The organism is Pseudoxanthomonas sp. z9 (genome assembly GCF_006542425.1).
Classification (GTDB): Bacteria; Pseudomonadota; Gammaproteobacteria; order Xanthomonadales; family Xanthomonadaceae; genus Pseudoxanthomonas_A.
Genome location: NZ_VFID01000003.1, coordinates 313,804 through 339,991 on the forward strand (window position 1 = coordinate 313,804; position 26,188 = coordinate 339,991).

A 26,188-nucleotide genomic window follows, 5' to 3' on the forward strand; every position below is an offset into this window, starting at 1 on the left:
TTTCTTTTCCTTCAAGGGTGTCCGCAAAACCGCGGATCAACGCGTGGAGAAAGGAAACCGGCGCATCAGAACGATACCGGTTCGGCTTTGCAATGGCGGTCGATGAACCGCTCGTGCTCGGGCATGGCGTCGACGCAGGCACTGATCGTCCCGGCCACGCTGTCCATCAACCGCTTCAGATCCGCATCGGGTACCCGGTCCACCAGCGGATGCCAGCCGCGCGGCGCGATGCCCTGCCCGATCATCACCTGCACCCAGCTGATCTCGGCGAACATCTCGCTGGCGTTGCGGAAGAACCGCCCGCTGTCGCGGAACAGGTCCAGGTTGGCGGTCAGGCTTTCCGGTATCGACATGTCGCGGCACTGGCGCCAGAACGGCGAATCGTCGCGCTCGGTGGCGTTGTAGTGCAGCACCAGGAAGTCGCGGATGCGCTCGAACTCGAACGCCAGCTGGTCGTTGTAGCGTTGCGCCAGCACCTCGTTGAAACCCTCGCGCGGGAACAGCTCCAGCAATTTGGAGATGCCGGACTGGATCAGGTGGATGCTGGTGGACTCCAGCGGTTCCATGAAGCCGCTGGCCAGACCGAGCGCGACCACGTTGCGGTTCCAGCATTTCTTGCGGCGGCCGGTGGTGAAACGCAGCGGGCGCGGGTCCGCCAGTGCCCGTCCGTCCAGATTGGCCAGCAGCGTGGCGGCCGCCTCGTCGTCGCTGATGTGCGCGCTGGAATAGACGTAGCCGTTGCCGGTGCGATGCTGCAACGGAATCCGCCACTGCCAGCCGGCGCTGCGCGCGGTCGAACGGGTGAACGGCGTCGGCGGTCCCACCTTCTCGCACGGCACCGCGAGCGCGCGATCGCAGGGCAGCCAATGGGTGTAATCGATGTAGCCGGTGTGCAGCGCTTCCTCGATCAGCAGGCCACGGAAGCCGGAGCAGTCGATGAACAGTTCACCAGCCACCTCTTCGCCCGAACGCAGGCGCAGGGAACCAACGTATCCATTGTCGGGATCCAGGATGACCTGATCGACGATGCCTTCGACCCGCTTCACGCCGAGGCGCTCGGAATAGGCGCGCAGGTACTTTGCGTAGAGACCGGCGTCGAAGTGATAGGCGTACGCGATGTTGGCCAGCGGTGAATCCGCCGGTACGTCGCTGGCGCCGGTCATGAACCGGCCACGTCGCGCGGCCAGGCTGTTGAGCGTATAGGCATCCAGCGACTGGGCCATGCCGGCCTTGTGTGCCTTGAACCAGTACTGCTGGAACGGCAGCAGACCGTAGGGATGGCCGATTTCCTGGCCAAAGCCATGGATATAGGTGTGGCCGTTCCGGTACCAGTCGACGAATTCGATGCCGAGCTTGAACGTTCCCTGGGTACTGCGGACGAAGTCGGCCTCGTCGATGCGCAGCAACTGGTTGAATGCCTTGATGTGCGGGACGGTCGCCTCGCCCACCCCGACGATGCCGATCTGGTCGGATTCCACCAGGGTGATGGCGTAATCCGGTCCCAGCACGCGGCCGAACGCGGAGGCGGCCATCCAGCCGGCGGTACCGCCGCCGACGATCACGATGTTGCGCAGGGACTGTGGATTCATGTTGCGGGTTCGTTGAAACAGGAGGGCCTGCGTGTCCCGCCGCTTCCGTTTTCCGGAAGCGGCGGGCATGACGCGGGAGACGATTGCAAGGCGTTGCCGCGGCACCCGGAGAGAGGATGCCGCGGCGCGGCCATCAGAACTTGTATCCGATTTCGACGTTCACCGTGCGCGGGAAGTAGTAGATGTTGCCGCGCGTGTTGATCGAGATATCCGGATCGTAGTTTCCGCCGCTGCCGAAGCTGTTGTACGAGTAATCCATGTAGTTCTTGAAGTTGAACGCGTTCAACAAGTTCGCCCGGATGGTCAGCTTGGTGTCGCCCGGCATCGCGAACTCCTTGGTCGCCTGGAAGTCCACCGTGCGGTAGCTGAAGATCTTGCCGCCGATCAGGAACTTGCCGTTGGCCGGCGGAGTAAAGCCCACCAACTGGCAGTTCGAGCCGTCCCACGCCGTGTAGCCGAAGCAGGCGATGGTGTTGCGCGGGGTCGGTGTCTCCAGGACGATCTTGGCGCCGAAGGTAATGCCCCACGGACCATCGATCGAACCCGAAGCGGTGAAGCGATGCTTGGGCGCGTTGCCCGACTTCACGAACGGCACGTAGCCCAGGCGCGACTTGTCGAAATAGGCGAACGGATCTTCCGCGTTGGTGCTGTTCTGGCGACCCTGGGTGTGGGTGTAGCCGAAGTTCACGCCCCAGCCCGAGGCCTTGGTGTACGGCTTCTCCAGCGACAACAGGATCTGGGTGTTGTTGCTCTCCACGCCGTTGTCGCCGACGATCGTGCCGCCATAGCCCGGCACGGTGCCGCCCCATGGCGCGCCGCCATTGCTGAAGAACGAACCGTCCGGATGGCGGTTGGCCAGGGTGAAGCCGAACGCATCGCGCGACATGATCCGCTGGATGGTCACGTCCGACAGCCATTCGCCGATCTGGTTGGTGATGCCCAGGCTGAACTGGTCGGAATACGGGGTCTTCAGCTTGTTGTTGAGCATGAAGACTTCCGCGCCGCCACGGCCGGCGATCGCCTCGCCGAGCACGTCGATGCCACCCAGATAAGCGGGATCCCACGGCAGGCAGCGTCCCGTGCTGGCGGGCTCGCGCACGCACTGGCCGGTAAGCGGATCCTGGAACTCGAAGCGCACCAGTGACACCGCCGACTTGGTCTTCTCCAGTGCCAGGTCCTTGAACAGGTTGCGGTCGTAGGAACGTCCGGCGCCGCCGTGAATCACGTGGCGCTCGTCGCCGAAGATGTCATAGGAGAAGCCGAAGCGCGGCGCCCAGGCATCCTTGAAACCCTTGCGGTTGTGGCCATTGCTGATGTAGTCGGCCGGATTCAGCGCATCCTTGCCGCCCTTCAGCCAGCGATTGATCCACGGTTCCCCCGGGTTGTCCGGATCGGGGCCGTAGAGCGCCGCCAGGTACGTCGGCGAAGTCACGTGGTCGGTATAGGCCGGCACGTCCTCGTAATCCCAGCGGATGCCCAGGTTCAGCATCAGGTGATCGTTCACCTGCCAGTCGTCCTGGATGTAGAAGCCATACTGCTTGGCATCGGTCTTGACCAGCGCCGACTGCCCCGGTTCGTCGAACGGCGCCAGGAATTCCACCCGGTACGGGATGTCCGACACCACGCCGGTGACGGGATCGAAGGCGTAGGTGAATTGCGGGTTGTATGGCTGGCCGTCGCTGGACGTCAGATCGATGGACTTGAAGCTGACGCCCATCTTGATGGTGTGATCACCGTGCCACTGGAAGCTGTTGAAAGTCAGGTCATCCTGGATAGACCAGCCCTTCTGGATGGCACTCTTGACACTGAAGCCGTCGGCGGGCCCCAGATTGATCAACGCACGCTCTGCCGGCTCCGGTTGGCCGGTGTCTTGCAGCCAGGCGATCTTGCGGCCATTGCCGAAGCCGAACGGATTCGGGTTGTTCTCGGTCCGCTCGGTGGTGACGATCAACTCGTTGAAGAAGCGATCACCGCTGTGCTGCCAGCGCAGGTTGGAACGCTCGTCCTTGTTGATGCGTTGCTGACCGTGCTCCGGTGTATCCTGGCCACCGATATTGCCCGCCTGGGTTTCGTCACGATACTGGGCGCTCAGTTCCAGCCGATCACGCTCGTTGAGATCCCAGCTCAGCTTCGCGAAGTACAGGTCCTCGTCCAGCGGCACATAGGCGGCACCGAACTGGGATCGCAGATCCGCGGGCAGGAGATCGCCGACATTGCCGGACTCGGCCGACGGCTGGACCGTCTGCGCGTAGATGTTCTCCTTGTTCTCGTAGGCGAAGAAGAAGTGCATCCGGTCCTTCAGGATCGGGCCGCCCACCGCCAGGCCCCATTCCTTGATCTGCGACGAGCCCTTTTTCTTGTTCCACTCGTTGGGCAGCTTCTCGCGCATGCCTTCGTCGGTGTAGTGATAGAACAGCTCGCCTTCGAATTCGTTGGTGCCCGAACGGGTCGCCGCCGTGATCGCCGCGCCGCTGATCTGACCGTACTCGGCCTTGTAGTTGGAGGTGATGACCTTGTACTCGCCGATCGCCAGCTGCGGGAACGGGTTGCCCGCGCTCTGCTGCTGGCCGGCGATGCCGCCGCGCTCGACATAGCTCTTCTGGCTGACGCCGTCGATGTACAGGTTGGTCGAGCTGGTGTTGGTCACGCCGCTGCGCAGCTCGGCCACACCCTGGTTGTTGATCTTGAACTGCATGCCCGGGATGGTGTCGGCGAACTCGAGGAAGTTTCGCGTCGCCTGCGGCAGCGTTTCGATCTGGCGCTGGGAAATGGTGTTGCCCACTTCCGAGGTGCGCACGTCGCGCAGCAGCGGCGCGGAGACCGTCACCGTATCCAGGTTGGTGGCCTCGCCGGACGGCGCCGCCACCGGCGCGCCCGTATCCAGGTTCAGGGTCGAGCTGGCCGCCACCGCCAGGGTCACGGTCTGGGACGCACCGCCGGCCTGCACGGTATAGGTGCCCGGCGGCAGGCCGACCAGCGTATAGGTGCCACTGGCCGTGGTCTGGGTGCGGCGGACCGCGCCCGTGGCGACATTGGTGGCGATGACTTCGGTGTTCGCCGCCGCGCCGGCCACCTGGCCGCGTAGCGTGGCGCCGGTCGACTGGGCGAATACGGGCGTGCTCATCACCAGGCAGCTCGCCAGCGCGCACGCCAGGAGCGTGCGATTGGGTCGGGAAGCGCTTCGATTGCGATGTGTCATGTCATGTTTCCAGATGTGTGGACGTGTTTCACGCGTGTTGTTTTGGAGCAGTCTCAGGCGTTGCGTATGCGTACTTGTCTTGCTTTCAACCATCGTCCCGGACGCGAAGCCGGAACCACGGCTTGCCTCCGTCACCGTGCGATGGTGTGCACGGCATGACGGACAGCGCTGTCATTCAGGAGTCTCGAATTTGCGGGCATTGGTGTGGGTGGGCCTCGTTTGAAATCGTTTACATGTCAGGGCAAATTTTTTTGGGTCGGCATCCGTAGATGCCGACCTCTGTTCGGACTACCAATCGAGTCCGAAGGAAAGCTTGAAGGTGCGTGTCGGCCACAGGATTTCGTCGCCGTTGCGTTTTCCGAACTTCGGATTGCGTGCCTCGTTGGGGCCGCCGCGCCAACCTTCGAACTGGTTCCAGTTGCGCCAGTTGAAGACATTCAGCAGATCCGCGCGAATCTTGAAACGCAGATCCGTCCCGGTGTCCCAGCGCTTTTCCAGCGCCATATCGAACTGCTTGTAGCCGATCGTGCCTTCCGGCTCGAAGGGATCGTAGAAGCAGAAACTGTCCGAGGACACGTCATTGCAGTTGGTGGCGTTGCGCGGTGTAGGCGTCGCCAATACCAGCTTGCCGCTGAGCATGGTGTCCCAGCCCAGGTCGTAGATGCCGGACAGGACCAGACGATGCTTGGGTACGCCGGTGGACATGTAGTAGCGGCTGGTCAGGCGTGGCCCATCGCCATAGAAGGTCTCGCCCGTTGAAGCATCGGTGCGATTCTCCTTGGCGTCGCTGTAGGTGTAGGCGAGATTGAAGCCCCAACCCGACTCTGTCGTATAAGGCTTGTCGAGTGAAATCAACAGGGAGTTCAATTTGTACTCGATACCGTTGTCACCCAGGATCAGCGAGCCATATCCCGGAATGAACTGTGTCCAAGGCTGTCCGCCCCAAGTCGCTCCGGGGATCTCATGGAAGGAACCATCTGGCCAGCGATTACCCAATCGGAAGTAGATGCCTTCCTTGCTGACGATATGCGACAAGGTCACCGAGGAATTCCATTCGTGGCCCCACAACTGGAACAGATTACGCATGCCCAGGCTGTACTGGTCAGAGTACGGCGTCTTCAGATCATTGTTCAGCAGGTTGACCTCACCGCCCTGCCTCGGGTTGGCCGCCACGTAACCGGCGATCCCCGCCGGGGTCAACATGGCCGGATCGAAGGGAATGCAGGTTGGTGAGGGCTCGCAGGAATGCAATGGCGTGGGGAAATTGACCACGTAGGACATGAACGCACCCGAGTAGTACTCCCGTGCCATCAGGTCGAACAGATTGCGATCATAGGCTCGTCCTGCACCACCAAAAATCACATGACGCTGATCCCCGGACAGGTCATAGGAGAAGCCCAGGCGCGGCTGCCAAGCGTCCTTGAAGTCCTTGCGCCTGCCATTGGGAATAAAATCCTCAACGTTGAAGTCCGTGTTCTGGATGCTGGTCCAGTTGCGCAGCGCGGCCAGCAGATCGTCGGAAAGCGCGTAATTGGTGTAGCTGGGATTCTTTTCATAGTCCCAGCGCAGGCCGATATTGAGGGTCAGCTTGTCGTTGACCTCCCAATCGTCCTGGATGTAGATACCGAACTGCTTGTTCTTGGACTCAACGAACGGTGCGCGATTCGCGTACGGGGCGGTAAAGTCGACCCGATAGGGCTGGGTCAGGCTTTCATTGACGTCGAAGTAGTACTGCGGATACGGCGGGTTCTGCTGGAACGCGTTGAGCTCGACGTCCTTGTACTTCACGCCCATTTTCAGGGTGTGGCCTTCGAAGCCGAAGTAGGTCAGGTCGTCCTGGAATCCGAAGCCCTTCTGGCCCTTGTCCTGGAACGTCGCGCCGCCACCGATGTTGAGCACGCCCAAGCCAAGATTGCCCGGGTTTCCAGGATCCACGATCGTGTAACGGTATCCCGGCCCGGCAGTGACCGGACTGGGGTTGTACGCGGCTTCCTCGAAGGTGATGTGGGCGTCGTTGAGCCAGTTGGTCGAGCTGAACTGGTAACGCAGATCGCCACGCTTCTCGTCGTTGACGAAATTGGTCGAGAACGAGGGCGCGCTGATCTCGCTGCCCGGGCTGATGGAGTCTTCCTTGCGGTAGCGCAGGGTCAATTCGAACAGGTGCGCATCGCTGGGCTGGAAGCTCAGCTTGCCGAAGTACAGATCCTGGTTGAACGGGACACTGTAGCCGCCATACATCGAAGCAAGCTCCGGCGGCAGCACGCTGGGATCGAACACCGCCGGCGGCGTCACGTTGCGTGGGACGATGAACTCCTTAGCCTCGTAGGACAGGAAGAAGTGCAGCATGTCCTTGATGATCGGCCCACCAAAGGTCACGCCGTACTGCTCGGTGACCTCCGGCGATTTGTAGCCGCGCTTTTCTTCCACCACGTTCGGCTTGCGCCAACTGTCCGAAGTGCGATCCCAGAAGAAGCTCCCGGAGAACTCGTTGGTACCCGACTTGGTCACCGCGGTGACCGCCGCGCTGCTGATCTGGTCGTACTCGGCCTTGTAGTTGGACGTGATGACCTTGTACTCGCCAATCGCCGATTGCGGAAACGGGTTGCCGCGGCTGTCGTCCTGGCTGGTGATGCCACCCGGGGTGACGTAGTTCTTCTGGCCGACGCCATCGATGAAGACGTTGATGTTGCTCGAGCCCTGCGCGCCACTGCGCAACTGGCTTTCCGAACCGTTCGGGCTGCTGATGAACTGCATGCCGGGAACCGTATCGGCGAAGGCGAGGAAATTGCGCGAGTTCTGCGGCAGCGCCTCGATCTGCTTGCTACTCACGTAGGTCGCGATTTCCGAGGTCTTGGTTTCGACGATCACCGGCGGCGCGGTCACGCTCACCGTATCCAGTGTCGTCGCCTCGCCCGCGATCGGCGGGGTCGCGGCGGCGGCGGCCAGGTTGAGGGTGGCGGTCTGGCCCACCGCAAGGGTCAGGTTGCGGCTGGTGCTCTGCCCGCCGGACACCACGTCGATGCGATAGCTGCCCGGCGGCAGGCCGGCAATGTTGTAGTTGCCGTTGGATGCCTTCACCGAGCGGGTAAGGCCGGTGCCCAGGTTGGTCACGGTGACCGTGGACTCGGCTTGGACCGACCCGCGCAAGGTGGCGCTGGTCGATTGCGCATACACCACCGACGCACTCATCGCCAGGCCACTGGCGAGCGCGCAGGACAGGATCCTGCGGGCGAAACGGTGGTTGCGAGTTTCCGGGTGCCTCATGACTCTCCCTCCCAAGGCAGTGGACTTGCAGTCAGTTGACTCGATTGCTTCTGAAATCGATTACAAAGTCGGCTTAAAAAAAACCGGGCTATGGCTGCGCCTGCGGCCTCCCGTCCTGGGTACGTCCTCCACTCGATTCCCGCACGATCAGGTCCGGCACCAGGGTCTGCGCTTCATTCGACATGTTCTCCTCCGCATCGATGCCATCCAGCAGGCGGGTCATCGCGTGACCGCCCAGTTCGGCAATGCTGACCCGCATCGTCGTCAAGGGGGGGTGAACGAAGCGCGCGAGCGGAATGTCGTCGAAGCCGGCCAATGCGATTTCAGCGGGCACGTTCACGCCCGCTTCGTTCAATGCGTACAGGCATCCCAGCGCCATCATGTCGTTGGCGGCGAACACCGCATCCGGGCGCTGTTTCGAAGAAACGATCTGCTTGCCGGCTTCGTAGCCGGTCGCTTCGCTGAAGTCGCCAGGCAGTTCCCACGCCTCGCCCTTGCCTGCGATCGCGTCGCGATAGCCACGCAGGCGCTCGCGCGCGTCGAAGTTGTCGTCGGGCCCGCCGATGAAGGCGATGCGGCGATGTCCGGCCTGCAGCAGGTGCTCGGTCATCGCGCGGGCGCCGCCGTAGTTGTCGATGCTCAGCACCGGATACGGCGCGCCATCGAGTTGGGTGTTGATCAGCACCACCGGCAGCGCCGAGGGCAGATTGTCGGTTAGGAAGCCGGGGCGATCCGCGTACGGCGACAGCACCAGCAGGCCATCGACGCGGCCACGCATCGCGCGCAGCGCCTCGCCCTGCTCTTCCGGATGGCCGTGATAGCTGGACACCAGCAGATGCTGGCGACGCGCGCGGGCGACCTGGTCGATGCCGCGAATCAATTCCGAGAAGAATTCGCCGTACAGGTCCGGCAGCACCACGCCGATGGTCTGGGTGCGGCGGCTGCTGAGGCTGCGGGCAGCGGCGTGCGGCTGGTAACGCAGGCGGTCGGCGGTTTCCACGACATGGCGACGCACGGTCTCGGCCACGTTGTCGTGTCCGTTGAGCGCGCGCGACACCGTGGCGACGGATACCTTCGCCTCGCGTGCCACGTCTTTGATGGTGACGGCCGTTCGCGCCATTGCACCGCCCCTCCGCGGTCATGACTGCAATTGCAGTCGACTGTAAACGTTTTCAAAACGAGATGTAAAGCCCAGGTTAGATACTCATGACAGCGCAGTCATTTCAACCACTTAACGGCTTCTTTCCATTCTTTTTTTGCTGCATCGCAATAGAAATGCGCTGAAGTGACGCTTTCCTGACCACTCCGGGACAGTGCCTGGACAAATCGGGACTTGGATGGCCGGGATGCCTTTCCCAGCCTGCACATCATCATCCCGGCAAACGCCGGGGTCCCTGCCGCTGGTCGCGCTGGCCGGCCAGTCCCTGCCCCAGGACTGGATGGACTCCAGTGTCCGCCGGAATCACGGCAAACCTCCCCGAGGCCTTGCCAGAAAGGCGGCACGGCGCGACATGACGGGGCGGGCCAAGGCCCATCCTTGCCATAAAAAAACGCGCGCAGCCGATGGGCAGCGCGCGTCTCTGGTAACGCGGAAATGGCGGCGAACCTTAGCTCACTTCGCGGTCACCTCGAACTTCGCTTCCAGCGTATCCACCGAATTGCCACCGGCGAACACCGTGAAGCTGCCCGGCTCCACCACCCGCTTCATCGCCGCGTCGTACATCGCCAGATCCTCGAAGCCGAGCTTGAAGGTGATCGTCTTCGACTGCCCCGGCGCCAGTTCGACGCGCTCGAAACCGCGCAGCAGCTTGACCGGACGGGTCACCGAGGCGACATCGTCGCGCACGTACAGCTGCACCACTTCGGCACCGGCGCGCTTGCCGGTGTTGGTCACGGTCACGCTGACTTCCTGGCTGCCGTCGGCGGCGATGCGTGGATGCTTCACCGCCAGGCCGCCGTACTGGAAGGTCGTGTAGCTCAAGCCATGGCCGAAGGCGTACAGCGGCGTCCACGGCACGTCGATGTACTTGGAGGTGTAGCGCTCGGTCTCGCTCGGCGGGCGTCCGGTGTTCTTGTGCGCGTAGTAGATCGGCACCTGGCCGACCGTGCGCGGGAAGGTCACCGGCAGCTTGCCGGCCGGATTGAAGTCGCCGAACACCACGTCGGCGACGGCGTTGCCGCCCTCCACGCCCGGGAACCAGGCTTCCAGGATCGCCGGCACGCGCTCGCGCAACGGACCGATCGACAGCGGACGGCCGTTGAGCAGCACCGCCGCGGTCGGCTTGCCGACCTTGGCCACCGCATCGGCCAGCGCCTGCTGGGCACCCGGCAGATCCAGCGAGGTGCGGTTGCGCGCCTCCGCGCTCATGTCCGGATGCTCGCCCAGGAACAGCAGCACCGCATCGGCCTGTTGGGCCGCCTTCACCGCCTCGGCGATGCCGGTGGTCTCACCGCCTTCCAGCGTGGTGCCTTCGACGTACACGACTTGGGTGCCCGACCCCACCGCCGCGCGGATGCCCGCCAGCGGTGTGATCGCGTCCTCGTCGCGGCCGGCGCCGGCCCAGTTGCCCAGCATCGCCCGGCGCAGATCCGCCAGCGGGCCGATGACCGCCAGCGTCTTCACCTTCTGCTTGTCCAGCGGCAACACGCCGCCGGTGTTGTCCAGCAGTACCATCGACTTGCGCGCCATCTCGCGCGCGGCCTTGCGGCTGTCGGCGGTCAGGGTGCGCGCCTTCTCGCGCTCGACATCGCAGTAGCGATACGGATCCGCGAACAGGCCCATCCGGTACTTGGCGCGCAGCACTCGGCGCACCGACTCGTCCACGGTGGCGATCGGCAGCTTGCCGGCCTTCACCGCCGCCGGCAGATCCTTCACGTAGATGCGGCTGACCATGTCGATGTCCACGCCCGCGCGCAGGCCCAGCACGCCTGCGTCGGTGCGATTCCCGGCCACGCCGTGCTTGATCAGTTCCTCGACGCCGGTGTAATCGCTGACCAGCAGACCGTCCCAGCCCCATTCCTTGCGCAGGACGTCGTTGATCAGATCGCCGTTGGCATGCATCGGCACGCCGCCGACTTCGTTGAACGAGGCCATCACCGATTCCGCGCCCGCGTCCACCGCCGCCTTGAACGGCGGCAGGTACACCTCGCGCAGGGTGCGTTCGGAGATGTCGGCGATGTTGTAGTCGCGACCGCCCTCGGCGGCGCCGTAGGCGACGAAATGCTTGGCGGTCGCCAGCAGGGTGTCGCCATTGCCCAGTTGCTTGCCCTGGAAGCCGCGCACGCGCGCCGCCGCCAGCACCGAGCCCAGGTAGGGATCTTCGCCCGCGCCCTCGACGATGCGGCCCCAGCGCGGATCCCGCGCCACGTCCACCATCGGCGCGTAGGTCCAGTGGATGCCGTAACCGGCGGCCTCCCAGGCGGCCACGCGCGCGGCATTCTCGACTTCGACCGGATCGAAGCTGGCCGATTCGCCCAGCGGCACCGGGAAGACGGTGCGGTAACCGTGGATGACGTCGTAGCCGAACATCAGCGGAATGCCCAGGCGCGATTCCTCGACCGCGATGCGCTGCAGGCGGCAGGTCAGCTCGGCCCCCTGGGTGCCCAGGAAGGTGCCGATCTCGCCGTTGCGGATCTGGTCCTCGCCACCGGCCATCGCCTGCGGGCCGGTGTCGTTGCCCAGTCCGGGCGGCTGGTTGAGCTGACCCAGCTTCTCCTCCACGGTCATCTTCGCCAGCAGGGCCTCGACGAAGGCCGCCTCGCCGGCGGGGGCCTGCGGAGTGCGGGCACCGACGGCCGGGGCGATCAGCACCGTGGCGATCGCCGCCGCCAGCCACCCGTGGCGGCGCGCGCGCGGTCGGGCGCCGGCGGACTGGCCGGCGCGGGTACGACTGTTCATGTATTTCCACCTCCCATGGACAAGGGGCGGAATGTAAACGTTTTCAGCCCACCCTGCAAAACCGCCCGCCGGCCCCGGATCGGGGAACCGGCGGTGGACGCTTCGCGAGGCTCAGCGGGCTTCGCCGGGGGCCGAGGCGTGGATGGACAGGGCGTGGATGTCGGTGGTCATCATCTCCCCCAGCGCGGCGTAGATCGCCCGGTGGCGGGCCAGCGGCGCGCGGCCGGCGAAGGCCGCGCTGACGATGGTGACGTCGAAGTGCCCCCGCCCGTCGCGGGCGCCGGCATGACCGACGTGGCGATGGCTGTCATCCGCCACCTCCAGCCGCTCGGGCTGGAACGCCAGCTCCAGCGCCTGGCGGATGCGCTCGACCCGCTCGGCGGTCACGGCAGCACCTTGCGGAACGGGCGCACGTCGACCCGCGCGTACACCCCGGCCTCCATATAAGGATCGGCCTGGGCCCAGGCCTGGGCCGCGGCCAGCGACTCGAACTCGGCAATGACGATGCTGCCGCTGAAACCGGCCTCGCCCGGATCCTCGGCGTCGATGGCCGGGCACGGGCCGGCCAGCAGCAGCCGGCCTTCGTCGCGCAGCGCGGTCAGCCGGGCCAGGTGGGCGGGACGGGCGGCCATGCGCCGGGGCAGCGCGCCTTCGGTGTCATGGCCTTCGATGGCATACCACATGGGTTCACTCGCTCGGGTCGGGAATGAACGGATTGTACGGGCCGCCCGCCCGGTGGTGCTGGACAGGGCCGGGCGCAGCGCTTACTCTTGCCTCACTGCACGGCCGGAAGCAGCGGCCCGTCAGGGGATTTCCCAGGCACTGCGCCGGACCGGCCGGCCAGCCGCCCAACGACGATCGATTCGCTGCCCCCACCCGCCCGCGCCGACGACCTCCTCGCTGTCGGCCGCCGCCTCTTTCGCGGCGAGCTCCTCTACGGCGTGATGACATGTTTGCTGTACGGAAGCGTTCGCCCGCAAGCCCCTGGTCGGCAATGAAGACCATGGCGTCCCTGCGGCGGCGCGTGCAATCGAAGGCATTGTGACCCGCACTACGGCTGTTTCTTGATGAGCTCCGAACTCGCGCAAGACGCGACCCCGACAAGCCAGTCCACGCACCCGCAGCAGCAGGAAATGCCGCTGGCCGTCGTGCATGGGCAGCCCGTGCTGCAGATTCCCCAGGATCTGTACATCCCGCCGGACGCGCTGGAAGTCATCCTGGATGCCTTCGAAGGCCCGCTGGATCTGCTGCTTTACCTGATCCGCCGGCAGAACCTGGACATCCTGGACATCCCGGTGGCGGAAATCACCCGCCAGTACGTGGACTACATCAATGTCATGCAGGAGCTGCGCTTCGAGCTGGCGGCGGAATATCTGGTGATGGCCGCCATCCTGGCCGAGATCAAGTCGCGCATGCTGCTGCCGCGGCCGGTCAACGAGGACGGCGACGAAACCGACCCGCGCGCCGAGCTGGTGCGCCGGCTGCAGGAGTACGAACGCTTCAAGCAGGCCGCCGAGGATCTGGACACCCTGCCCCGCCAGGATCGCGACACCACCCCGGTGCAGGCGCACGTGCCGGACCGGGCCGCGGTCAAGCTGCCGCCGCCGGTGGAGCTGAAGGAAATGCTGCTGGCGCTGCACGACGTGCTCAAGCGCGCCGAGCTGTTCACCGGCCACGCCATCAAACGCGAAGCCCTGAGCGTGCGCCAGCGCATGGGCGACGTGCTGGCGCGGCTGGACGACGGCAGGTTCCATCGCTTCGAGTCCATGTTCACCGCCGAGGAAGGCAAGCTGGGCGTGCTGGTGACCTTCCTGGCCATGCTGGAGCTGGCCAAGGAGCAGTTGCTGGACATCGTGCAGGAAGCCCCGCTGGCGCCGATTTACGTCAAGTCGCTGGCGCTGAACAACACCAACGAACCGCTGCAGTTCTCCAGCGAGTTCGACGACAGCGACGCCGCCGCCAACGACGCCTGACCGGCGCGTCCCCTTTCCATCCGCCCGAACCCACGCAAGCGCTCGAATGGATCAATCGCTCATCAACCGCATCGTCGAGGCCGCCCTGCTGGCGGCCAACCAGCCGCTGGCGCTGGCCCAGTTGCATGGCCTGTTCCCGGAAGAGGAACCGGCGCCGGCCGGCAGCGTCGAACGCGCGCTGGAGGAACTGCGCGAGGGCTGCGCCGATCGCGGCGTGGAACTGGTCGAGGTGGCCTCCGGCTTCCGCTTCCAGGTCAAGGCCGACGTACATGCCTGGGTCGCCCGCCTGTGGACCGAGCGCAAGACCAAGTACACCCGCGCCACCCTGGAAACCCTGGCGCTGATCGCCTACCGCCAACCGATTACCCGCGGCGAGATCGAACAGGTCCGCGGGGTGGCGGTCAGCAGCAACATCATCCAGGCGCTGGAAGAGCGCGAGTGGATCCGCGTGGTCGGCCACCGTGACGTGCCCGGCCGGCCGGCGCTGTTCGGCACCACCAAGGGCTTCCTGGATTACTTCGGCCTCAAGCGGCTGGACGAACTGCCGCCGCTGTCGGAGCTGAAGGACATCGGCGAACTGGAACCGCAGCTGCCGCTGGATGGCGCGCCGGTTCCGGCCGGCGTCACCCTTGATGCGGAAGACGGCGACGACGACGCGGATGCCGCTCCGCTCGACACCAAGACCGGTGACGAGAACCAAGACAACCCGACAACAGCGGATGCCCCGGGCGAAGACGCCCCGGCGCAGCCGCAGGAAGACGCCACGGAAGGCGCACGCACAGACATCGAAACCGCGCAGGACGACGACGCGGAGACACACGAACCGGCCGCCGCAAACGAAAACGAAGGCGACGCCGACATTTCCCCGGAAACCCAGGATGACGACGCGGAAGCCTCGTCGGAGCAGAAATCATGAGCAATACCCCCCGCAACAAACTGTCGCTCAAGCGCGACGCCGCCGCCGAAGCTCCCGCCAACAAGCTGGAAGAGCGCCTGCACAAGGTGCTGGCGCAGGCCGGACTGGGCTCGCGCCGCGCGCTGGAACAGCGCATCGCCGACGGCCTGGTCAAGGTCAACGGCGAGACCGCCCAGATCGGCATGAGCGTCAAGAGCGGCGACAAGATCGAACTCGACGGTCGCCAGTTCGTCGCCAGCGCGCTGACCGAACCGGCGCGCGTGCTGATGTACAACAAGCCCGAAGGCGAAGTGACCACCCGCGAGGATCCCGAAGGCCGCCCGACCGTGTTCGAGGCGCTGCCGGTCCTCAAGGGCGCGCGCTGGATCGCCATCGGCCGCCTGGACATCAACACCACCGGCCTGCTGCTGCTGACCACCGACGGCGAACTCGCCAACGCGATGATGCATCCGTCCTACGAGGTCGAGCGCGAATACGTGGTGCGCGTGCGCGCCCCGGAAGGCCAGGAAACCGTGCCGGACAACATCGTCGATCGCCTGCATCGCGGCGTCGCGCTGGAAGACGGCCCGGCCAAGTTCGATGAAATCGAACGCATCGGCGGCACCGACTCGCACGACTGGTTCCGCGTGGTGGTCAAGGAAGGCCGCAACCGCGAAGTGCGCCGCCTGTGGGAATCGCAGGGCTGCCAGGTCAGCCGGCTCAAGCGCACCCGCTACGGCCGCATCTCGCTGCCGCAGCCGCTGCTGCGCGGCCAGTCGCAGGAACTGTCCGACGCCCAGGTCGAAGCACTGCGCAAGGAACTGGGCCTGGAAGACGGCGCGCCCGCCGCGCTGACGCTGCAACCGGTGATCGGCCAGCGCCGCGCCGCCAAGTCCACCGTGCACGTCTCGCGCGAAGGCCGCAGCCAGGGCTACGTCAACGGCCACAACACCGCCGACGAAGGCCGCGAGCTGCGCCGCTTCGATCACGTGCGCGAGGATCGCGGCCGTGGCCGCGGCAAGAAGCCGCACGGCGGCCTGACCGTGAGCGGCGAAGCCGCCGCCAAGCAGGCGCAGAAGCCGTTCAAGCAGCGCAAGATGAAGGGTCCCAAGCCGTTGCCGGATGGCAATCCGGCCGCGTTCCGCAGCTGGTACGTGCCGGAAGGCGTCGATACCGGTCCGACCGGGCACCGCAACGCCGGTCCCGGCCGCAAGGGTCCGGGCGGCGGTGGCGCCGGCAAGCGTGGCGGCAACCGTCCGCAGGGCGGCGCCGGCTTCGGCAACGAATACGGCGGCTTCGGCGGTGAATCGCGTGGCCCGCGCGGTCCGCGTGGTCCCGGCGGCGGCGGTGCGGGCGGTGGTGCCGGCAAGCCGCAGCGTGCGGCACGTCCGTACGGCCACCCCGGCAACGCACCGAGCTTCCCCTCCGATCACGCCACGCCCGGTGGCTTCAGCCCGTACGGCCAGCCACGTGGTCCGCGCCCGCAGGGTGGTCGTCCCGGCGGCGGCGGCAACCGTCCGCAGAACGCCGGCCCGCGTCCGGGCGGACGTCCCGGCGGTGGTCGTCCAGCCGGTGGCCGCGGTCCGGGCGGTCGTCCCAGCGGCGGTGGCCATCGCCCGCGCGGCGGCGGCGGCGGCGGTCATCACGGCTGATGCGAATCGAAAAGGCGCCTTGGGCGCCTTTTCTTTTTCCCGTTCGTATAACCGGTTTCGCACGCGACACTCGATGATGGCGCGGGCCGTCGCAAGCGACGACGGCTCGCTTCACCGCCACTTCATCGTCCTCCCGCGCGCCTCGCGGATGCTCGCCGTCCCCCTCACGCGGACGGCCATACGTGCACAACGGAAACCATGACGTCATCGTGGTCGGCGCCGGCTTTGCCGGCCTGGCCTGCGCGCGCGAAATCGCCGCGGCCGGATTCCGCGTCTGCGTGATCGATCGCAAGCGCGATCTGGGCGAACGCCTGCACACCACCGGCATCCTGGTGCCGGAAGCGCTGGAGTGCGAACTGTTCGCCGGCATTCCCGCCGGACTGCTGCACGCGGTACCGAAAGTCCGCCTGTATGCGCCATCCCTGGAGAGCGTGGATCTGTCCGCCCCGGGCTATCGCTTCTTCACCACCGATACGCCCGCGTTGATGCGCTGGTTGGGACAGCGCAGCGTGGCTGCCGGCGTGGAACTGCGGCTGGCCTGCAGCTTCCGCGATGCCACCCCCACGCCGGACGGCTGGCATCTGCCCGGCATCGGCGACTGCCGCTATCTGGTCGGCGCCGATGGCGCGCGCTCACGCGTGGCCGAGCACCTCGGCCTGGGCCGGGTCCGCGATTTCCTGTACGGCATCGAATACGAGTTCGACGGCGCCGCGTTGCGCACGCCCGATGCGCTGCATTGCTTCATCAGCCGGCGCTGGGCGCCCGGCTACATCGGCTGGATCGCGCAGACCCCGACCGGCGTGCAGGCCGGCCTGGCGCATCGCCAGCGCCGCGGCAGAACCGCGCCACCGGATCTGCGCGGCTTCCTGGGCCAGGTCGCATCGCTCAGCGGGCTGGCCGCCGATCGCCGGCCGGACAGCATCCGCGCGGGACTGATTCCCTGCGGCGGCCCGGTCCGCGCCCGCCTGCGCGGCAACCTGCTGCTTGCCGGCGATGCCGCCGGCGTGGTCTCGCCGGTCACCGCCGGCGGCATTCATGCCGGGCTGCGCCACGGCGCCGAGGTCGGCCGCGCGCTGGTGCGGTCCCTTCGCTCCGGAGTGCCTCCACAAACCTCGGCCATCCGGGCGATTCCCGCCTGGCGGCGCAAGCGCGCCCTGCGCTGGGCCTTCGACCATGCGCAATGCGACTGGCCGTTCGACCTGCTGCTGAAGTCGCCGCCGCTGCGCCGCGTCGCCGAGCAGATCTACTTCCACCGGCGCGGACGGCGCGCCCCCACCGACTGACCGGCCTGCCGTCACCGCCTCTTCCCGCGTCTTGATTGCGCTGGATCAAGGTCGCGCCGGGGCGGTCGGCTACAATGGGCCGGTTCGAATCAAGCGCCCCACACCCCATGTCCTCCGCTTTTGGCACCGAGACGGTGCTGGACGTCCGTCACTGGACCGACGACTACTTCAGCTTCACCACCACCCGCGACGACGGTTTCCGCTTCGACAACGGCCAGTTCGTGATGATTGGCCTGCAGACCGAAGGCAAGCCGCTGCTGCGCGCCTATTCCATCGCCAGCGCCAACTGGGAAGAACAGCTCGAATTCTTCAGCATCAAGGTGCCCAATGGCCCACTGACCTCGCGGCTGAAGGACATCCAGCCCGGCGATACCGTGGTGATCGGCCGCAAGCCCACCGGCACCCTGCTGATCAGCGACCTGCACCCGGGCCGCAACCTGTACCTGCTGGGCACCGGCACCGGCCTGGCGCCGTGGCTGTCGATCATCAAGGATCCGGAAACCTACGAGCGCTTCGACCGCGTCGTGCTGACCCACGGCGTCCGCCACGTGCAGGATCTGGCCTATCGCGATTACTTCGAGAAGGAACTGCCGCAGCACGAATTCCTCGGCGAGATCATCCGCGAGAAGCTGCTGTACTACCCGGCGGTCAGCCGCGAGGCATTCCCCAACCATGGCCGCCTGACCGATCTGATGGCCAGTGGCGAAATGATGGCAACGCTGGGACTGGAACCGCTGGATCCGGAAAAGGATCGCGCGATGATCTGCGGCAGCCCGCAGATGCTGGCCGACTTCCGCGCCCTGCTCGACGGTCGCGGCTTCACCGCCGCCCCGCGTATCGGCACTCCCGGCCAGTACGTGTTCGAGCGCGCCTTCGTCGAGAAGTGATGCCGGGTGGGCCGATGGCCCAGCCTAGCGTTCCCCGTAGCGCAGCCAGATGACCGCGCTGCGTTCGTTGTCGAACACGTGCCCCTGGAAACCGTGCTCGTTGGCCAGGATGCTGGCCAGTTCCACCTGCGGAATCTGCTCCAGGTGCTTCTCCACGTAGGCCACCCGCACCGCTTCCAGGCCCTCGCCCAGCATGGCCTGCACGAACTGCACCAGCTGTTCCGGCGGCGGCGGTTCGCCTTCCATGTCGTCGACGACCAGCAGGCCGGCCGGCCGCACGCGCCGCACTTCCATCGCAATCCGGCGCCAATACGCCAGCGTGGTTTCCAGCGTGCCGTTGACGCCTTTCACGTGCGCCTTCAGTCCGTAATCGGCGGGACTGAACTCGATGCGGAACGGCGGTGAAGCCTCGTGCGCGTCCATCTATCCGGCCAACGCGGCCTCGATGTCGCCGGCCAGCGATTCCGGCGTGTCGGTCGGCGCATAGCGCTTGATCACCCTGCCATCGCGGCCGACCAGGAACTTGCTGAAGTTCCACTTGATCGCCGCAATGCCCAGCAGGCCACTCTTCTCCTGCTTCAGCCACTTCCACAGCGGATGCGCGTCGTCGCCGTTGACGTCGATCTTGGCGAACATCGGGAAGCTCACGTCGTAGTTGAGCGAACAGAAATTGCGGATTTCGGCTTCGTCGCCCGGCTCCTGGTGGCCGAACTGATCACACGGGAAGCCCAGCACCACCAATCCCTGATCCCGGTAGTCGCGCCACAGCTTTTCCAGGCCCGTGTACTGGGGGGTGAAGCCGCACTTCGACGCCACGTTGACGATCAGCAGCGGCTTGCCGCGGTAATCGGCCAGCAAGCGGGCCTGGCCATCGATGTCGGTGGCGGAAAAATCGTAGGCGGTGGTCATGGCGGGTCTCCGGAAACACGGCTATGAGACACCCGGGACCCGCCGGGGGCAAGCGTTTTCGCCGATGGCGGCGCCTTGTGCAGGGCCGGCGCAGATGCGCTAGCCTTGGCCGTCGCTTCCGCCGGGGAACACGGAATGCAGCTTTCGCCCCATGCACCCGACGCCGCCTCGATGGCCACCGTCTACCTGCACGTGCGCGTGCTGCTGGGCATGGTGGTCGGCCTGGGCCTGACCCACCTGCTGCGCCACTTCGCCCGCATCATCGAGCGCCCGCGCCATTGCCAGATCTACTGGGTGCACCTGTGCTGGGCCACGTTCGTGTTCTCCTACCTGCTGCTCTTCTGGTGGTGGGAGTTCCGCCTCTCGCATCTGGTGCACTGGAACTTCAACCTCTATTTCTTCGTGGCCCTGTACGCGCTGATGCAATACCTGCTGTGCGCGCTGATCTTCCCGGAGAACCTGGACGGCTATGCCAGCTATCGCGATTACTTCTACGACCGGCGGAAATGGTTCTTTGGCCTGCTGGCGCTGGTGTTCGCGGTCGACTTCCTCGACACCTGGATCAAGGGCGAGGCGTACTTCCGCAGCTTCGGGCCCGAATACGTATTCCGCAACCTCGCCTACATCACCGGCAGCCTGATCGCCATGTGGACCCGCAATCCGCGCTATCACGCCGCCTTCGCGGTGCTGGGCCTGCTCTACCACGTGAGCTGGATCGCACGCGAGTTCGAGACGCTGTAGCCAGCACAGAACCGCCCCGCCCGGCACATGCCTTTCGTCACGAGCCCCCGCCCAGGGGCTTGGGTTACCCTGCCAAAAGCCCTATCTGTCAGGAAGCTGCACCCCAATGACCACCCGCCTCGCCCTCGCGCTTGCCGCGACCCTTGGACTCGCCATGCCCGCCTACAGCCAGACCGCGGCCCCCACCGCCGAAGCCGCCAAGGCCGCCAATCCCTTCTTCGCCGACAGCCCGCTGCCGCTGCACTACCCTCAGTTCGACAAGATCAAGGACGCCGACTTCGCCCCCGCCTTCGACGCCGGCATGGCCGAGCAGTTGAAGGAAATCGACGCCATCGCCAACAACGGCGCCGCGCCGAGCTTCGACAACACCATCCTGGCGATGGAAAAGAGCGGCCGCGTGCTCGACCGCGCCCAGACCGTGTTCTACAACCTGGTCGGCGCCGACACCAACGACGCCCGCGAGAAGCTGCAGGCCGACTATTCCGGCAAGTTCGCCGCGCACCGCGATGCCATCTACCTCAACGGCAAGCTGTTCGCGCGCATCCAGAAGCTGTACGACCAGCGCGCCGACCTGGGCCTGGACGCCGAGGGCGTGCGCCTGGTCGAGAAGTACCACACCGATTTCGTCCGCGCCGGCGCCAAGCTGTCCGACGCCGACAAGGCCACCCTGAAGGGCATGAACGGCCAGCTGGCCAAGCTGGGCACCCAGTTCAGCCAGAACGTGCTGGCCGAGGTCAACGATTCGGCCGTGGTGGTCGATGACGTCAAGCAGCTGGACGGCCTGACCGATCAGCAGATCGCCACCGCCGCCGATGTCGCCAAGGCGCGCGGCCTGGCCGGCAAGTACGTGCTGACCCTGCTCAACACCACCGGCCAACCCGCCGAGTCGCAGCTGACCGACCGCGCCCTGCGCCAGCGCCTGCACGAGGCCTCGGTTTCGCGCGGCAGCCGCGGCGGCAAGTACGACAACCGCGAACTCATCGCCACCATCATGAAGCTGCGCGCCGATCGCGCCAAGCTGCTGGGCTATCCGGACCACGCCACCTACGTGCTGGAAGACGAGACCGCCAAGACCCCGCAGGCGGTCAACGCCATGCTCGGCAAGCTGGCGCCGGCCGCGGTCGCCAACGCCCAGCGCGAGGCCGCCGATCTGCAGGCGATGATCGATCAGGAGCAGAAGGCCAAGGGCCAGCCGACGTTCCAACTGGCGCCGTGGGACTGGTCGTTCTATACCGAGAAGGTCCGCACCGCCAAGTACAACTTCGACGAGTCCCAGCTCAAGCCGTATTTCGAACTGACCAACGTGCTGGAAAACGGCGTGTTCTACGCCGCCAACCAGCTCTACGGCCTGACCTTCAAGAAGCGCACCGACCTGCCGCTGTACCACCCGGACACCACCGTGTACGACGTGTACAACGCCGACGGCACCCAGTTGGCGATCTTCATCGCCGACATGTACGCGCGCGATTCCAAGCGCGGCGGTGCATGGATGAACTCCTACGTCTCGCAGTCCGGCATGACCGGCTTCAAGCCGGTGGTCGCCAACCACCTCAACATCCCCAAGCCGCCGGCCGGCCAGCCGACCCTGTTGACCTGGGATGAAGTGACCACCGCGTTCCACGAGTTCGGCCATGCGCTGCACGGCATGTTCTCCAACGTGCAGTATCCCTACTTCAGCGGCACCAGCGTGCCGCGCGACTTCGTCGAGTACCCCTCGCAGGTCAACGAAATGTGGGCGGACTGGCCGTCGGTGCTGAAGAACTACGCCAAGCACTACCAGACCGGCGAAGCGATGCCGCAGGCACTGCTGGACAAGGTCATCGCCGCGTCCAAGTTCAACCAGGGCTTCGCCACCACCGAATACCTCGGCGCGGCCATGCTGGACCAGCGCTGGCACCAGATCGGCACCGACAAGGTGCCCACCGCCGACGGCGTGATGAAGTTCGAGGCCGACGCGCTGGCCGCCGACAAGATCGACTACAAGCCGGTCCCGCCGCGTTACCGCACGCCCTACTTCAGCCACATCATGGGCGGCTACTCGGCCGGCTACTACGCCTACATCTGGTCCGAAGTGCTGGACGCCAACAGCGTGGAATGGTTCAAGCAGCACGGCGGCCTGACCCGCGAGAACGGCGACCATTTCCGCAAGACCCTGCTCTCGCGCGGCGGCAGCGTGGACGCGATGAAGCTGTTCCACGACTTCGCCGGCCACGATCCAAAGATTGAACCCCTGCTGGAAAAGCGCGGCCTCACCGCCCCTTCCAAGTAAGCGCAACCGGCCTCGTCGCAACAGCCATCACGCCACCTTCGGGTGGCGTGATGGTTTGTGGGGTGCTCGCGAGTTGCTGCATTTACCTCCCCCTTGACCAGCCATTCGGCTGCTGAAAGCGCGAAAGGGGGATGACCCGCCATTCGTCGGTTGAGAAGCACTTGAGGGGATTTGCTTTTCCGCGCCAAGAGCAAGCGCTTCTCAACAGCCGAATGGCTGATCAATCCCCCGTCACCTGCTTCGCAGGTGCCCGCCCCTTTTTCAAAGGGGGCTAACACCGCACCCCGCGCGTAAATGCTTTTTGCCTCCCCCTTTGAAAAAGGGGGACTGAGGGGGATTTGCTTTTTCGCGCCAAGAGCAAGCGCTTCTCAACAGCCGAATGGCTGATCAATCCCCCGTCACCCGCTTCGCAGGTGCCCGCCCCCTTTTTTTAAACGGGGCTAACATCGCACCCCACGCGTAAATGCTTTTTGCCTCCCCCTTTGAAAAAGGGGGACTGAGGGGGATTTGCTTTTCCGCGCCAAGAGCAAGCGCTTCTCAACAGCCGAATGGCTGATCAATCCCCCATCACCTGCTTCGCAGGTGCCCGCCCCCTTTTTCAAAGGGGGCTAACACCGCACCCCGCGCGTAAATGCTTTTTGCCTCCCCCTTTGAAAAAGGGGGACTGAGGGGGATTTGCTCTTGCCCTACCGCACAAGCCGCAGACCAACAAGCGACACCAACCCACAGGCAATGACATACAACGCAGGCGCGTTCGCGCTGCCGGTCAACCGAATCAACTCGGTCGAGAAAAACTGTGCAAAGCCACCAAAGATGGCAATGGCCACGCAGTAGGCAATCGACAGGCCGGTCGCGCGCAGGCGCTGCGGCAGCCATTCGCTGACCAGCACCATCGTCGCCGGCGCGGTCATCGACATCGGGACCGACAACAGGCCCACCGCCACCAGCAACCGCGCCAGGCTCGGCGCCGCGTTGATCCACGCGAACGCCGGATACGCCATTGCCAGCAGCGCCAGCCGTGACCACAGCACCACCGGACGGCGACCCAGCCGATCACACAGCCAACCCGCGAACGGCGAGAGCAGCACCTGCACCGCCGCGGCCACGCAGCCGGCCCAGATGCCCAGCGACAGCGGCATGCCCAACTGGCTGACCGCGTAATTGCTCAGGTAATAGACAATGATGTACGTCGATGAGGCCAGGCCAACCATCAGCAGGATGCTCGCCGACAATTCACGTCGATGCGACCACAGCAGGACCCGCTGCGGCGCTTCGGCCTCCACCGGTTCGGACGGGATGGTCTCTTCCAGCCGCCGCCGGATCAGCAGCCCCACCGGGATGACCAGAATGCCAATGACAAAGGCCACCCGCCATCCCCACGCATCCAGCGCCGCCGGCGTCAGCAGGTTGCTCAGCAGCAAGCCCACCAGCGCGCCGAACAACGCGGCCAATCCCTGGCTGAAAGGCTGCCAGCTGGTATAGAAGCCGCGCGAACGCGCATCCGCGTACTCCAGCAGCAGCGCCGTGGATGCACCCATCTCCCCGCCGATGGCAAAGCCCTGGATCAACCGCGCCAGCAGGATCAACAGCGGCGCCGCCATGCCGATCTGCGCGTAGGTCGGCGTCACCACGAAGATCAGCGAACTCAGGCCCATCAGCCACAGCGTCAGCGCCACCGCCGGCTTGCGGCCGACGCGATCGGCATACATGCCGATCAGCAACCCGCCCAATGGCCGGGTCAGGAAGCCCACTCCGAAGGTCGCGAAGGACAGCAGCAACTGTCCCGTCGGATCGCTCACCGGAAAGTACAGCCGCCCAATCAGCGTGGCGAAGAAGCTGTAGACAACAAAGTCGTAGAACTCCAATCCATTGCCCACCGTGATGGCCGTGATGGCATGGACCCGGGACAACGGACGTCCGGAAGCCTCACTTCCGGACGTGATCTTGGCAGCTGACATGGTTCTCCCCTCTGGAGCGGAGCAGATCGCACGGCCATTCCATCCCGGTCAACTAACATTGACGAAAGCTGCGACCCGCGTTGCAAGTCGAACGTTTCATCACTTTCTTCTTTGCCACTCGAATTCAAGCCCTCTTGACCTGCCACTGGTTGAAAGACGTTGAACACCTATCACCGCGCCTTCGAGCCCCCTTTTTAGAAAAAGGGGACTGGCGTCTGCGAAACAGGCGACGGGGGATTTGCTCTTCGCATGGAACATCCACCTTTCGCAGCTTCCTGGGCACTTCCCCATAACAGTGAGCCCATAAACACTGAAGCCAAAATGCTCAAAGTTAGTCGACACCGCGCAACCACATCGGCAGACTCCGGCATCAGGAGTTCAGAAGCTCCCATACAGCAACACCACCTCAGTCATTCCGGTGGTTTTATTTTGTCCCATCATCGGAGGACAACCGGCAAACACCTTTGCCGGGAGGGCGGCGAATACAACACCCGAAAGGGGAATAAGCCCGCCGACTGTATGCGGTTTCTGACCTCCCGGCACCCGGCCGCACTCACGCGCGCCGGGATTCTTCAACGAAGAAATGGAGGTCCCCATGACCAATGTAAGCATGGTCTATCTGTTGGAAGAACAAACCCAGCTGAATCTCATCCAGCTGCGTGATCACCTCAAACTGCTGTCCCTGCTCATCAGTCCTCGCTTCCGCCAGGACGAGCACCACAGCCTGCCCATCCCGCTGCAACCCCTGAGCGATTGCTTCGCCGGCCTCGCCCACGACGCCAGCCACATCCTCGACCAGCTCCGCTGGCACGCCGGCAAACCCAACGTCGAACCGGCCAACGACGCGTAACAAAAACGCGGGCTGCTAGCGCCCGCGTTCTATGGATTGCACAGTGTGTCGTGCCTGTAACTCCGGCCGGGGCCCCTCGGCACGCCCTCCTCTCCATCTCGTAATAAGGGGAAGTCTAAGCTCTGCATAACCCGGGCATATCCGCAATCCCAGGCAATGGTTGTAGGTCTCGATCCGTCATTGAGTACTATTTTTACATTTTCATAATTCGCATTCTTCCGCCCTGAAATTTTATTTCCACAACGAGACCAGAATCGTCATCATTTATAACCACTGACAGAATTTTAGAATCTAAAATCGCTCCCTCAAAAATTCCAGCGCAGCGGCACCTTTTTCAATGCGCACGTTTAGCCCTATGAATTTCCAAGAAAATTTCGGACACATGATTGATCTACTACAAATGCCCATCTACCAACCATCGTGGCGCCGCGAGAATAACTAACAATGAATACGGGCCTCTCCCTAGAAGAGATAAGCCCAGGGTCAGATCCCAATGCCACGGTAAGAATCTGATCGAAATTTAGTTCTGGACTAATCATGCACTCAAAACTGAGCTGATCATCTAGCCAGATGACTAGATGATTTCGAAGCGTTTCCATTCCATCTTCAGAGAGGAGCACTTGAGGCAACCTAACTTGGAAATCCAACGACAGACTTGCAGTTTCTAGGGGTTCGGCTCTACTCCAGAAATCACCGCTTATTACTATTTCATAGATGCCGCTGTGAGCATTTTCTATAGAGGAAACTCGTGCGCACGAGAATCGCTCCCTCCCGCTAGCAGAAGTCATAATCCGTGGTTTAATTTCATCGTTCCCTGCCAC

General features: G+C 64.6%; 17 protein-coding genes and 1 pseudogene. 8 read left to right on the top strand and 10 right to left on the bottom strand.

The window, feature by feature from the left end:
• Positions 1-65: 65 nt before the first annotated feature.
• The 7 genes from FG323_RS03850 to FG323_RS03880 form a co-directional block, all read right to left on the bottom strand.
• Positions 66-1,589 (bottom strand): tryptophan halogenase family protein, encoded by a 1,524-nt coding sequence (locus FG323_RS03850; protein ID WP_141453116.1) that lies wholly within the window; start codon positions 1,587-1,589, stop codon positions 66-68.
• A gap of 133 nt (positions 1,590-1,722) precedes the next feature.
• Entirely contained in the window at positions 1,723-4,788 is a 3,066-nt protein-coding gene (locus tag FG323_RS03855) for a TonB-dependent receptor (protein WP_141453117.1), read from the bottom strand.
• Between the two features lie 288 nt (positions 4,789-5,076).
• Positions 5,077-8,052 carry a TonB-dependent receptor gene (locus FG323_RS03860; protein ID WP_141453118.1) on the bottom strand — a complete coding sequence of 992 codons (2,976 nt, stop codon included), beginning with the start codon at positions 8,050-8,052 and terminating at the stop codon, positions 5,077-5,079.
• Positions 8,053-8,140: 88 nt separating this feature from the next.
• On the bottom strand, positions 8,141-9,172 hold the full coding sequence (locus FG323_RS03865) for a LacI family DNA-binding transcriptional regulator (RefSeq protein ID WP_141453119.1): 1,032 nt from the start codon (positions 9,170-9,172) through the stop codon (positions 8,141-8,143).
• A 492-nt stretch (positions 9,173-9,664) separates the two neighbouring features.
• Positions 9,665-11,950: a glycoside hydrolase family 3 N-terminal domain-containing protein gene (locus FG323_RS03870; RefSeq protein ID WP_141453120.1), complete on the bottom strand. Its 2,286-nt coding sequence runs from the start codon at positions 11,948-11,950 to the stop codon at positions 9,665-9,667.
• Positions 11,951-12,061: 111 nt separating this feature from the next.
• Positions 12,062-12,337, bottom strand: coding sequence for a BolA family protein (locus FG323_RS03875; RefSeq protein WP_141453121.1), 276 nt, complete (start codon positions 12,335-12,337; stop codon positions 12,062-12,064).
• Positions 12,334-12,633 (bottom strand): YciI family protein, encoded by a 300-nt coding sequence (locus tag FG323_RS03880; protein ID WP_141453122.1) that lies wholly within the window; start codon positions 12,631-12,633, stop codon positions 12,334-12,336. The genes FG323_RS03875 and FG323_RS03880 overlap by 4 nt, the downstream gene beginning before the upstream one ends.
• 384 nt (positions 12,634-13,017) lie before the next feature.
• Between FG323_RS03880 and FG323_RS03885 the strand changes: the two genes are divergently transcribed.
• The 5 genes and pseudogenes from FG323_RS03885 (at position 13,018) to FG323_RS03905 (ending at position 18,640) form a co-directional block, all read left to right on the top strand.
• Positions 13,018-13,923: a ScpA family protein gene (locus FG323_RS03885; RefSeq protein WP_141453123.1), complete on the top strand. Its 906-nt coding sequence runs from the start codon at positions 13,018-13,020 to the stop codon at positions 13,921-13,923.
• 46 nt (positions 13,924-13,969) lie between these two features.
• A pseudogene (gene scpB, locus FG323_RS03890) lies at positions 13,970-14,659 on the top strand (SMC-Scp complex subunit ScpB); the annotation flags it as partial.
• A gap of 176 nt (positions 14,660-14,835) precedes the next feature.
• The gene (locus FG323_RS03895) at positions 14,836-16,470 is read left to right on the top strand and encodes a pseudouridine synthase (protein WP_141453125.1); all 1,635 of its coding nucleotides are present in this window, start codon (positions 14,836-14,838) and stop codon (positions 16,468-16,470) included.
• Between the two features lie 182 nt (positions 16,471-16,652).
• Positions 16,653-17,753, top strand: coding sequence for an NAD(P)/FAD-dependent oxidoreductase (locus FG323_RS03900; RefSeq protein ID WP_141453126.1), 1,101 nt, complete (start codon positions 16,653-16,655; stop codon positions 17,751-17,753).
• A gap of 107 nt (positions 17,754-17,860) precedes the next feature.
• Positions 17,861-18,640, top strand: a complete 780-nt coding sequence (locus tag FG323_RS03905) for a ferredoxin--NADP reductase (RefSeq protein WP_141453127.1) — start codon at positions 17,861-17,863, stop codon at positions 18,638-18,640.
• 24 nt (positions 18,641-18,664) lie between these two features.
• Here the strand turns inward: FG323_RS03905 and FG323_RS03910 are convergent, their stop codons facing one another.
• Positions 18,665-19,063 (bottom strand): hypothetical protein, encoded by a 399-nt coding sequence (locus tag FG323_RS03910; RefSeq protein WP_141453128.1) that lies wholly within the window; start codon positions 19,061-19,063, stop codon positions 18,665-18,667.
• Positions 19,064-19,549 carry a glutathione peroxidase gene (locus FG323_RS03915; protein WP_141453129.1) on the bottom strand — a complete coding sequence of 162 codons (486 nt, stop codon included), beginning with the start codon at positions 19,547-19,549 and terminating at the stop codon, positions 19,064-19,066.
• Positions 19,550-19,684: 135 nt separating this feature from the next.
• On the opposite strand from FG323_RS03915, the gene FG323_RS03920 reads away from it, so the two are divergent.
• Positions 19,685-20,290, top strand: coding sequence for a hypothetical protein (locus FG323_RS03920; protein ID WP_141453130.1), 606 nt, complete (start codon positions 19,685-19,687; stop codon positions 20,288-20,290).
• A gap of 106 nt (positions 20,291-20,396) precedes the next feature.
• Complete coding sequence (locus FG323_RS03925; protein ID WP_141453131.1) at positions 20,397-22,559, top strand: M3 family metallopeptidase; 2,163 nt, start codon at positions 20,397-20,399, stop codon at positions 22,557-22,559.
• Between the two features lie 686 nt (positions 22,560-23,245).
• On the opposite strand, the gene FG323_RS03930 is transcribed toward FG323_RS03925, so the two are convergent.
• Entirely contained in the window at positions 23,246-24,469 is a 1,224-nt protein-coding gene (locus FG323_RS03930; protein ID WP_220094122.1) for an MFS transporter, read from the bottom strand.
• A 643-nt stretch (positions 24,470-25,112) separates the two neighbouring features.
• Here FG323_RS03930 and FG323_RS03935 point away from each other — a divergent pair.
• Positions 25,113-25,367 (top strand): hypothetical protein, encoded by a 255-nt coding sequence (locus FG323_RS03935; protein WP_141453133.1) that lies wholly within the window; start codon positions 25,113-25,115, stop codon positions 25,365-25,367.
• Positions 25,368-26,188: the final 821 nt, after the last annotated feature.

Bases quoted from the DNA above. Each gene is read 5' to 3' on its own strand.
- FG323_RS03850 (WP_141453116.1), bottom strand. From the start codon at position 1,589: ATGAATCCACAGTCCCTGCGCAACATCGTGATCGTCGGCGGCGGTACC.
- FG323_RS03925 (WP_141453131.1), top strand. From the start codon at position 20,397: ATGACCACCCGCCTCGCCCTCGCGCTTGCCGCGACCCTTGGACTCGCC.
- FG323_RS03920 (WP_141453130.1), top strand. From the start codon at position 19,685: ATGCAGCTTTCGCCCCATGCACCCGACGCCGCCTCGATGGCCACCGTC.
- FG323_RS03895 (WP_141453125.1), top strand. From the start codon at position 14,836: ATGAGCAATACCCCCCGCAACAAACTGTCGCTCAAGCGCGACGCCGCC.
- FG323_RS03915 (WP_141453129.1), bottom strand. From the start codon at position 19,549: ATGACCACCGCCTACGATTTTTCCGCCACCGACATCGATGGCCAGGCC.
- FG323_RS03865 (WP_141453119.1), bottom strand. From the start codon at position 9,172: ATGGCGCGAACGGCCGTCACCATCAAAGACGTGGCACGCGAGGCGAAG.
- FG323_RS03855 (WP_141453117.1), bottom strand. From the start codon at position 4,788: ATGACACATCGCAATCGAAGCGCTTCCCGACCCAATCGCACGCTCCTG.
- FG323_RS03905 (WP_141453127.1), top strand. From the start codon at position 17,861: ATGTCCTCCGCTTTTGGCACCGAGACGGTGCTGGACGTCCGTCACTGG.
- FG323_RS03860 (WP_141453118.1), bottom strand. From the start codon at position 8,052: ATGAGGCACCCGGAAACTCGCAACCACCGTTTCGCCCGCAGGATCCTG.
- FG323_RS03880 (WP_141453122.1), bottom strand. From the start codon at position 12,633: ATGTGGTATGCCATCGAAGGCCATGACACCGAAGGCGCGCTGCCCCGG.
- FG323_RS03870 (WP_141453120.1), bottom strand. From the start codon at position 11,950: ATGAACAGTCGTACCCGCGCCGGCCAGTCCGCCGGCGCCCGACCGCGC.
- FG323_RS03910 (WP_141453128.1), bottom strand. From the start codon at position 19,063: ATGGACGCGCACGAGGCTTCACCGCCGTTCCGCATCGAGTTCAGTCCC.
- FG323_RS03885 (WP_141453123.1), top strand. From the start codon at position 13,018: ATGAGCTCCGAACTCGCGCAAGACGCGACCCCGACAAGCCAGTCCACG.
- FG323_RS03935 (WP_141453133.1), top strand. From the start codon at position 25,113: ATGACCAATGTAAGCATGGTCTATCTGTTGGAAGAACAAACCCAGCTG.